The sequence below is a fragment of the Nocardia salmonicida NBRC 13393 genome (assembly GCF_001613085.1).
GTDB classification, from domain to species: domain Bacteria; phylum Actinomycetota; class Actinomycetes; order Mycobacteriales; family Mycobacteriaceae; genus Nocardia; species Nocardia salmonicida.
Window position 1 is genome coordinate 1 of the sequence record NZ_BDBR01000076.1, and the last position, 7928, is coordinate 7928.

General features: G+C 63.8%; 9 protein-coding genes. 6 read left to right on the forward strand and 3 right to left on the reverse strand.

The annotated features are described in order from the left end of the window. Positions 1–247: 247 nt before the first annotated feature. Together NS1_RS38130 and NS1_RS38135 are read left to right on the forward strand one after the other, a co-directional pair. Positions 248–1270, forward strand: a complete 1023-nt coding sequence (locus NS1_RS38130; protein WP_218020017.1) for a tyrosine-type recombinase/integrase — start codon at positions 248–250, stop codon at positions 1268–1270. Between the two features lie 12 nt (positions 1271–1282). Further along, positions 1283–1618, forward strand: a complete 336-nt coding sequence (locus NS1_RS38135; protein WP_062992575.1) for a helix-turn-helix domain-containing protein — start codon at positions 1283–1285, stop codon at positions 1616–1618. 257 nt (positions 1619–1875) lie between these two features. Here the strand turns inward: NS1_RS38135 and NS1_RS42150 are convergent, their stop codons facing one another. Further along, positions 1876–2448, reverse strand: a complete 573-nt coding sequence (locus tag NS1_RS42150) for a hypothetical protein (protein ID WP_255284844.1) — start codon at positions 2446–2448, stop codon at positions 1876–1878. A 122-nt stretch (positions 2449–2570) separates the two neighbouring features. Then, the gene (locus tag NS1_RS42155; RefSeq protein WP_255284845.1) at positions 2571–2783 is read right to left on the reverse strand and encodes a hypothetical protein; all 213 of its coding nucleotides are present in this window, start codon (positions 2781–2783) and stop codon (positions 2571–2573) included. Positions 2784–2844: 61 nt separating this feature from the next. On the opposite strand from NS1_RS42155, the gene NS1_RS42160 reads away from it, so the two are divergent. The 4 genes from NS1_RS42160 (at position 2845) to NS1_RS38155 (ending at position 6502) form a co-directional block, all read left to right on the forward strand. Then, positions 2845–4026, forward strand: coding sequence for a hypothetical protein (locus tag NS1_RS42160; protein ID WP_255284846.1), 1182 nt, complete (start codon positions 2845–2847; stop codon positions 4024–4026). Between the two features lie 5 nt (positions 4027–4031). Further along, complete coding sequence (locus NS1_RS38145; RefSeq protein WP_062992577.1) at positions 4032–4664, forward strand: HAD-IA family hydrolase; 633 nt, start codon at positions 4032–4034, stop codon at positions 4662–4664. Positions 4665–4730: 66 nt separating this feature from the next. Beyond that, on the forward strand, positions 4731–5564 hold the full coding sequence (locus NS1_RS38150) for a nucleotidyltransferase domain-containing protein (RefSeq protein ID WP_062992579.1): 834 nt from the start codon (positions 4731–4733) through the stop codon (positions 5562–5564). 176 nt (positions 5565–5740) lie between these two features. Beyond that, positions 5741–6502: a class I SAM-dependent methyltransferase gene (locus NS1_RS38155; protein ID WP_062992581.1), complete on the forward strand. Its 762-nt coding sequence runs from the start codon at positions 5741–5743 to the stop codon at positions 6500–6502. 139 nt (positions 6503–6641) lie between these two features. Here NS1_RS38155 and NS1_RS39730 read toward each other — a convergent pair whose 3' ends face one another. Then, complete coding sequence (locus tag NS1_RS39730; RefSeq protein WP_169812893.1) at positions 6642–7736, reverse strand: MerR family transcriptional regulator; 1095 nt, start codon at positions 7734–7736, stop codon at positions 6642–6644. Positions 7737–7928: the final 192 nt, after the last annotated feature.

The following is a 7928-nucleotide window of genomic DNA, read 5'->3' on the forward strand; positions in this document are numbered from 1 at the left end:
AAGTCTCGGGAATTGCATCTGGCGGGCGAGTTTCGGCTGGTTGCCAGGCGGGGGACGACGCTGACGTTTCCGGATTGGCTGCCTGAAAGTGCCTGTTGTTCAGCCGATTTGCGTTGAGCATCCCGGCTGATGCATGATTCGCTCACTCTTCGGTTGTCTTGGAGGTGGGGTGCGGCAGGTCGATTTGATGGGTGCGGCCCATCTGGAGCTGGTGTCGGGTGTGGTGCATCTGCACCCGCAGGACGCGATGGTGGAAGCGATGGTTCGGGGCTGGCGAGCTCAGCAGGCAGCGCGGGGGTTGCGGGCGGACACGATCGTCAACCGGGAACGGTCGGTGCGGCGGTTCCTGGGGTTCACCAACGAGTACCCGTGGGAGTGGACGCCGGCTCATGTTGACGAGTGGTCGTTGTGGATGACCAGCGAGAAGCGGTTGGCGTCCTCGACTGTCCGGGGCTATCAGGGTGATGTGCGGTTGTTCAGCGAGTTCCTCGTTGATGCCCGTTACGGCTGGATTGTGGCGTGCGAGAAGGAGTTCGGCACACATCCGGTCCTGATCTGCCACGAGTGGAACACGATCGCGCACCTGAACGCCTATGAAGGCCGCCCGGAGGCGAGGCCGTTCACTCGGGAGGAGTTGCAGCGGTTCCTCGATTACGCCGACGACCAGGTCGACCGCGCGGTCCGGGCGAAACGCAAAGGGGCGCTGGCGGCTTATCGTGACGCCACGTTGTTCAAAGTCATCTATGGATGGGGCCTGCGGCGCACCGAGACGTCGAAGCTGGATGTGGTCGATTTCGGTCGGAACTCGAAGGCGCCGCAGTTCGGTCGCTACGGCATGCTCAACGTCCGCTACGGCAAGGCGAAGAAGGGGCAGCCGCCTCGGCGCCGCAATGTGTTGTCGGTCATGGATTGGGCGGTGGATGCCGTCGGCGACTATGTCGAGAACGTGCGGCCTCGGTTCGGGTTCGAAGACCATCCGGCATTGTGGATCACCGAACGCGGCGGGCGACTCAAGCCGAGTGAAATCAACGACCGGTTCGTCACATACCGCGATGCATTGAAGTTGCCGAAAGCTCTTGTCCCCCACTCTATTCGGCATTCGTACGTGACCCATCTCACGGAAGATGGGGTTGATCGCCGGTTTATCCAATCTCAGGTTGGCCACGAGTGCGACAGTTCCACGGCGATCTACACCCACGTCAGCGACGACTACATGAATACCGCTCTGCTGAAGGCGCTTTCGCCTGCATTCGACCCGTCCGACCCATAGACAAGGACCGACATGGCACCGAAGCTGGACTATCGCTGGAATCTGCGACGAGTGATGGCCGAGCGCGGCATGTTCGCGACTACCGATCTGATCGAGCCGTTGGCTCGGCGCGAGATCGAGCTGTCGTCGAGCCAGGTCTACCGGCTGGTAGTCGAACGTCCGGAGCGATTGAGCCTGAAGATACTCATGGCGCTGCTCGACATCCTCGGCTGCTCCATGGACGACCTGATCGAGCCCGCCGCCGCGGCCTCGAAGACCACGCGGCGGAAGAAGGCCGTCGGCGCCGGAGACAGCGTCGGGGACATGCGACCGAAGCGAGCCCGCATCCGAGGAACCGCCCAACAGTGACCGCAATCGAACCCGACCGGCCGATCGCGGACCCAATCAGGGTGATCACGGAGTTGATTGCCGCGGTGGACGCGAGCTTGGCTCCCGACCGGATCCGTTCGGTGGTCCTCACGATCGCCGGCGGTCGGGCGAAATCACGGCGGCTGGCCGCCGCGCTGGCCTCGCGTCCCGGGGTTCTGCTCGACGGCAGATCCCCGGCACCACGCGTGGTCGGTGAACTGCTGACAGCGTTGCGCGCAGCCGGGGCAACGGGGGTCTCACCGCCGTGCTGCGCAGGCTGCGGCAAGCACCTGCGGACATTCACCCGAAAAGGGCAGGACTGGTATTGCGGCCCATGCGAACATCGACGAGCGTCTTGCGCCGGTTGCGGGGAGACCAAGCGCGTGAAGATCGTCGACCGGGATGGACAACCGCGATGCGCTCAATGTTGCGAGGTCGACGACCGTGATCCTATATCGGTGATCCACTCCGTGGTCGCCGAACTCGATCCGCGAGTCGACAGGGACGCGATCGCTAACCTGGTCGACCAGTCCTGTCGGCAGCGCGCCTATCAGCAGAAACTGGCTTGGGCTATCGAATCCGATCCCGCATTGCTCACCGGTGACGGGCATCGAGCAGCGCTGCGAGTGATCCCGAAGTTCGTCGAGCATCTGCACGCTGCCGGAATCGCCGGAATCGTGCTTCCGACCTGTCCCGGATGCCGACGTGTTGTCCGTATTGATAAGCCGCTCAACGGAGTTCGTGTCTGCCGAACCTGCATCGCGCACTCCCGCATCGAGGAATGCTCTCGTTGCCGGTCCCGCCGCGAACCGGTGACCCGAGACCAGCATGGCCGCCCGATCTGCGCCAACTGCTTCATCACCGATCCCGCGAACCTGGAGACCTGCATCGGATGCGGGCGACGCCGCTCGGTCAGCCGCCGCACCACCGACGGACCACTCTGCCCGACTTGTCACGCACTACCGGTGCTGACCTGCTTCGTCTGCGGCGACATCACGGCCTGCGGGATCTCCCGCACGACGGGGCGACCCTGGTGCCCGGCCTGCCAACGCCGCTCAGCGACGTGCTCGGGCTGCGGCGAGCTCGCTTCGATCGCCGCGGGAACCCTGGCCTGCCCGCTCTGCGCCGACTGCGCACCGCCCCCGGCCTGGCTCGACTGCCCCACCTGCAGCGACCCCGACCACCCGAAACCAGGGCAGTGCGAACGGTGTCGGATCAACAGGCGCTTGGACAAGATCATGGGCCCGGCCACGGCCGACCTGGCTCCCGGGTTGTTGGCCCTGCGTCACGACATCGCTACCGCCGAACATTCCATTACCGCCAACCGCTGGCTCACCAAACAACCCGTCGCATCGGTTCTGGCCGACCTCGCCGCCGGACGGATGCCTCTGACCCACGAGGCACTCGACAAGCTGCCGAAACGCCAGATCCTCGAGCACCTTCGTCTCACCCTGGTCGCCCTCGGCGCGCTACCCGAGCGTGACGAGGAGCTCATCCGCCTCGAACAGGCACTCACCGACTTCCTTGCCACACAACAGGATCTGGTTCTCCGGAAAATCCTGCACCGCTACCTGATCTGGAACCTGCTCAGACGTCTGCGCAGCCGGAACAACGGCCGCCCCACCACCCGTCAGCAAGCCCTGCGCATCCGCCTGCACCGACGCGCAGCCGAGGCATTCCTCGGCTGGCTCGACACCCACAACCTCACCCTCGCCACTCTCGGGCAGACCGAACTCGAACACTGGCTGACCGATCCCACCGGCGGCTACCGCTACGAAACCGCCACCTTCATCCGGTGGGCACACGCCAACAAGCTCACCACCGCCTACCTGCCTGCCCACCGCTGGCGCGGCCCGGTCAACCCGATAGACGATGACCTTCGCTGGGGATCCGCACGAAACCTATTGCACGACAGCACAATCGACACCGAGGACCGGCTCGCCGGTTTGCTGCTGCTCCTCTACGCCCAAGGCCCATCCACAATCAGCCTGCTCACCACCGACCAATTCACCATCTCCGACACCGACGTTCGGATCACTTTCGGCCGAACACCGATCCGACTGCCGGACCCCGTCGACGGCCTGGCCCGCACCGTCGTCACCACACGCAAAGGTCACGCCACCATCGGCGCCAACGGTCGGTCACGCTGGCTGTTCCCCGGCGGCCAACCCGGCCGCCCCATCAGCACCGAACGGCTCAAACTGCGCCTCAACCGACTCGGCATCCGCCCCAGCCAAGCCCGAAGCACTGCACTGTTCCAGCTCGCCACCGAGATCCCCGCGGCCATCCTCGCCCGAACACTCGGCATCAGCGTCAACTCCGCCGTCCGATGGCAACAAATCTCCGCCGGAGACTGGACCAGCTACGCCGCCGAGATCAGCGGCCGAAACACCAGCAAGGAGCGTTAACAATCATGACTGCTCAGACCTGCGACGCTGTGCTCTGCGACCTCGACGGCGTGATCCGTCACTACGACTATGGCGAGGTGCATCGTCTGGAGGCGATCGCCGGTATCGCGCCCGGCACGACCATGAACCTGGCGTTCGCGCCAGAGCGCGACCTTCCACTGCTTCTCGGACAGATCAGCCGGGCGCAGTGGGCCACGTCCATCGCCAACGCGCTCATCACGCTGACAACCCGCGGGCAGGCAGAGAAGTTGGCCCAGGAGTTCGCACACGCGCCGTCCTTCATGGATCAAGCAGTCGTGGACCTGATCGGTGATCTCCGGAAGCGAGTGCCCGTCGTCCTGGTCACGAACGCGACTGTTTGGCTTGACGACGATCTGGCAGTCCTCGGTCTGACTGATCTGGCCGATGACGTGGTCAACAGCTCTATGGTTCAGGTTGCCAAGCCCGACCCTCGGATCTACGCAATCGCCGCGGATCGGGCCGGCGTGCCAGCCGAACGTTGCTTGTTCATTGACGACAGCCAGATCAACGTCGACTCCGCTCGCGCGATCGGGATGGCAGCCGTTCACTACCGCTGCTTCGAGAACCTCTACGAGGCCGTCATCCCGTTATTCACCGGACTGGTGCAGGAGTCCTGATTCCACAGGCATTCCGGCGGTTCGAGTACCCGACTCGACCCTGCCGATTCCGGCAGACTCGATCCCATGTCGATATCACCGATCGTCACAGACACCGTCGAGTCCTATCTGGCCCTGGCCGACGCCGAAGCCCCCGGTTTGATCGAAGGTCTCTATCTAGAAGGTTCAGTGGCACTCGGGGATTTCCACCCCAAGGCCAGCGACATCGACTTCGTCGCGGTGACTGCGACACCGCCAGACGCCGCAGCGCTGGCCACGCTGGAACGAATCCACACACAACTGCGCCGGCAACGACCTCGACCGTTCTTCGACGGGACTTACCTCACCTGGAACGACCTCGCGGCAGGCCCAACTGCTGCCGTCGACCGACCGATCAGCCACGAAGGACAACTGCAAGCGGAATCCGTTGCAGGCCAACAGACTCCAGTCGCCTGGCACACCCTCGCCCACCACGGCGTCGCGCTACGCGGGCCGGCCATCGGCGACCTCGGCATCTGGACCGACCCTGCTGCACTTGCCGCCTGGCAGAACACCAACCTCGAAAAGTACTGGGCGAACGGGCTATCCCGCGCCGCCCGGCTGATCAGCAAACCTGGACTCGGCCTGCTCACCGACTACGGCACGGTCTGGACAGTCACTGGCATCGCCCGAATCCACTACACCCTCGCCACCGGCGACATCACTTCCAAAGACGGCGCAGGCCGTCACGCCCTGCACACTTTCCCCGACCGCTGGCATCGCATCATCAATGAGGCACTACGGCTTCGCCGCGGCGACTCCCGGCAATCGCTCTACCGAAACCCGCTGGCCCGCAGACGCGACATTCTGGCCTTCGGCCACATGGCGATCACCAACGCCCACAACATCTATGACAACCCTTCTCCTGAGGACGTCGGCTGAAGTCATCGATCGGCTCACGCCCCCAAAACCCCAGTTGAATGGCATGCATCACTTCGCGCGGACGGTTATCAGCCCGCCGACCGATCAGCATTCCTGAGTCGACCTCTGGTGACTGCCACGCCTGGTTGCAGATCCGCTGTCGAGTGACGCGCGTTCATGGCTGTTAGTTTCGAAGTATGGATACCTCGACGCCACCGGACAGCTCTGGCCGTGCTGCGGCATACGATCCGATCGCGGAAGCTTACGCTGCGGAGAACGCGACCAGTCTCCTCAACGAGTACTACAACAGGCCTGCGATCCGTGAGCTGCTCGGTGACATCTCCGGTAAGCACGTGCTGGACGTGGGGTGCGGCTCCGGTCCAACACTCGTCGACCTGATCGAGGGCGGAGCTACGGCCGTCGGAATCGACGGCAGCAAGGCGCTCATCGACATCGCCCGCGACCGCGTCGGAAGCGCCGCCGAGCTGTACGTCGCAGATCTGGCTGAACCGTTGCCATTTGACGACTCCACCTTCGACGACGTCGTGTGCTCTCTGACGCTCCACTACCTCGAGGACTGGCATTCCCCGCTGACGGAGATCCGGCGGGTGCTCAAGCCCGGAGGCCGCCTGATCCTGTCGGTGGAGCACCCGCTGGTCATGTGGTTCACCGCCCTCCAGGCAGGCAACAAAACGAACTACTTCGCCACGCGGCCCCGGCACGAGACGGACCTGGCGGGGCAGGACGCCGACCTACTGTTTTGGGACCGGTCACTGTCGACGATGTTCAGGACATTCTTCGACACCGGATTTCGAGTGACCCACCTCGACGAGCCAGGTCCCGCACCGGAGGCGCGGGAGCGGTTCCCAGAATTCTTTGCAGATTTCGCAGATTTCGCCGATAAGGACGATCCCCGTTTTCTGGCTTTCCTGTTCCTGGTCTTGGTCCCGGCAGCTTGATCTCTGTACAGATCCGATCAGTGACTGCAGAGACCGCCGGGCGAGGCCACGCAGGAACCCCAGCTTGTCCACCTCTGCCTTCACCGCGCTCGCCGACGCCCATATCGCCTGCGAACGTCAGTCTTGCCGCCAAGTCTTGTCAGCTGGCATCGAGGACAACGACAGTGATGTTGTCAGCGCCGCCTGCGGCTTTGGCCATATCCACGAGCTGGCGAACTGCGGATGCCGGATCCGACGCCATCACCGCGGTGATGATCTCCGACTCCGGGACATCGTTGAACAGGCCGTCGGTGCTGATGAGCAGCCGGTCCCCGGCACGGCATTCGACGGCGACAACGTCGGGGGTGACCTCTGATTCGATCCCGAGGGCCATGGTCAATAAATGCCGTTGCGGATGAGAGCGAGCCTGTTCCCTGGTGAGTTCGCCCGATCGCACCAGCGAACCCACGATGGTGTGGTCTTCGGTCAACTGCTCCATCCGGCCATCACGGATTCGATACAGGCGCGAGTCGCCGACATTGACGGCAACCGGACCACCTTGATCGGCGGGCAGCATAGCCAGCGCCGTGAGAGTGCTTCCCATGCCATCGAATTCGGGGACAGCCGATGCGTGCTCCCAGATCATCCGGTTCGCCTGCCTGCAGGCCCGAATCAGGCCATCAGGGCTGGGAGCGGCGGTGAACTCGGAACGAAGCGTCTCGAGTGCCCACCTGCTCGCAGTGTCACCGGCGGCGCCCATGCCGTCGGCGACGGCATAGAGAATCCCCTCGGCCAGAACAGCGTCCTGGTTCGTATCCCGCAACAAACCCTTGTCGGTCCCTGTTGCAGCGCTCATGACAGTAGCCATCGCCGTGGTCGTCCTTTCGTGGCCGGAATCCTGCCGAGGGCCGATCACCGTCGGCAGAGTTGAATTCTCGTTCAGTTCTTTACGAGCGGTGTCGAGTGCATGACGACGAATGTCGAACTCGTCGTCGAGTTGGGCCTGCCACAGCTCGATCTGGTCGTAGGTCGGCCCCGTCAGGAACACTGCGATCTCGGCAAGCGGGATCCGTGCCCGACGTAACAGGCCGACGGTCCTTGCCTGACCGACCTGTTGCTGGGAGTAGTACCGATATCCCGACACCCGGTCGACGGCCACCGGGGACAACACACCCGCCGCCGCATATGAGCGCAGCATTTTCGCCGACAAACCACAGCGGACCGAAAACTCGCCGATGCTCAGAAGGTCACCCATAGCACCCAGCATCGGCCTTGCCCCGTGGTCAAGGTCAAGTCCTCCGCTGCGCGCACTTCACGACCCCATAGCGCAGGCCTGCTAAGGACAGCCGATGCATCAGCCGGGACTCGCTGACCTGCGCGAGCGCGGAGTCGGCAGGCTCCCACACGACGCATTCGGACAGTTCCAATATCCGACGTCACCATTATC

What these genes read in the sequence shown, in the direction of transcription:
- NS1_RS38130 (WP_218020017.1), top strand. Translation starts at nt 248, where the DNA reads ATGGTGGAAGCGATGGTTCGGGGCTGGCGAGCTCAGCAGGCAGCGCGG.
- NS1_RS38135 (WP_062992575.1), top strand. Translation starts at nt 1,283, where the DNA reads ATGGCACCGAAGCTGGACTATCGCTGGAATCTGCGACGAGTGATGGCC.
- NS1_RS42150 (WP_255284844.1), bottom strand. Translation starts at nt 2,448, where the DNA reads ATGCTGGTCTCGGGTCACCGGTTCGCGGCGGGACCGGCAACGAGAGCA.
- NS1_RS38145 (WP_062992577.1), top strand. Translation starts at nt 4,032, where the DNA reads ATGACTGCTCAGACCTGCGACGCTGTGCTCTGCGACCTCGACGGCGTG.
- NS1_RS38150 (WP_062992579.1), top strand. Translation starts at nt 4,731, where the DNA reads ATGTCGATATCACCGATCGTCACAGACACCGTCGAGTCCTATCTGGCC.
- NS1_RS38155 (WP_062992581.1), top strand. Translation starts at nt 5,741, where the DNA reads ATGGATACCTCGACGCCACCGGACAGCTCTGGCCGTGCTGCGGCATAC.
- NS1_RS39730 (WP_169812893.1), bottom strand. Translation starts at nt 7,736, where the DNA reads ATGGGTGACCTTCTGAGCATCGGCGAGTTTTCGGTCCGCTGTGGTTTG.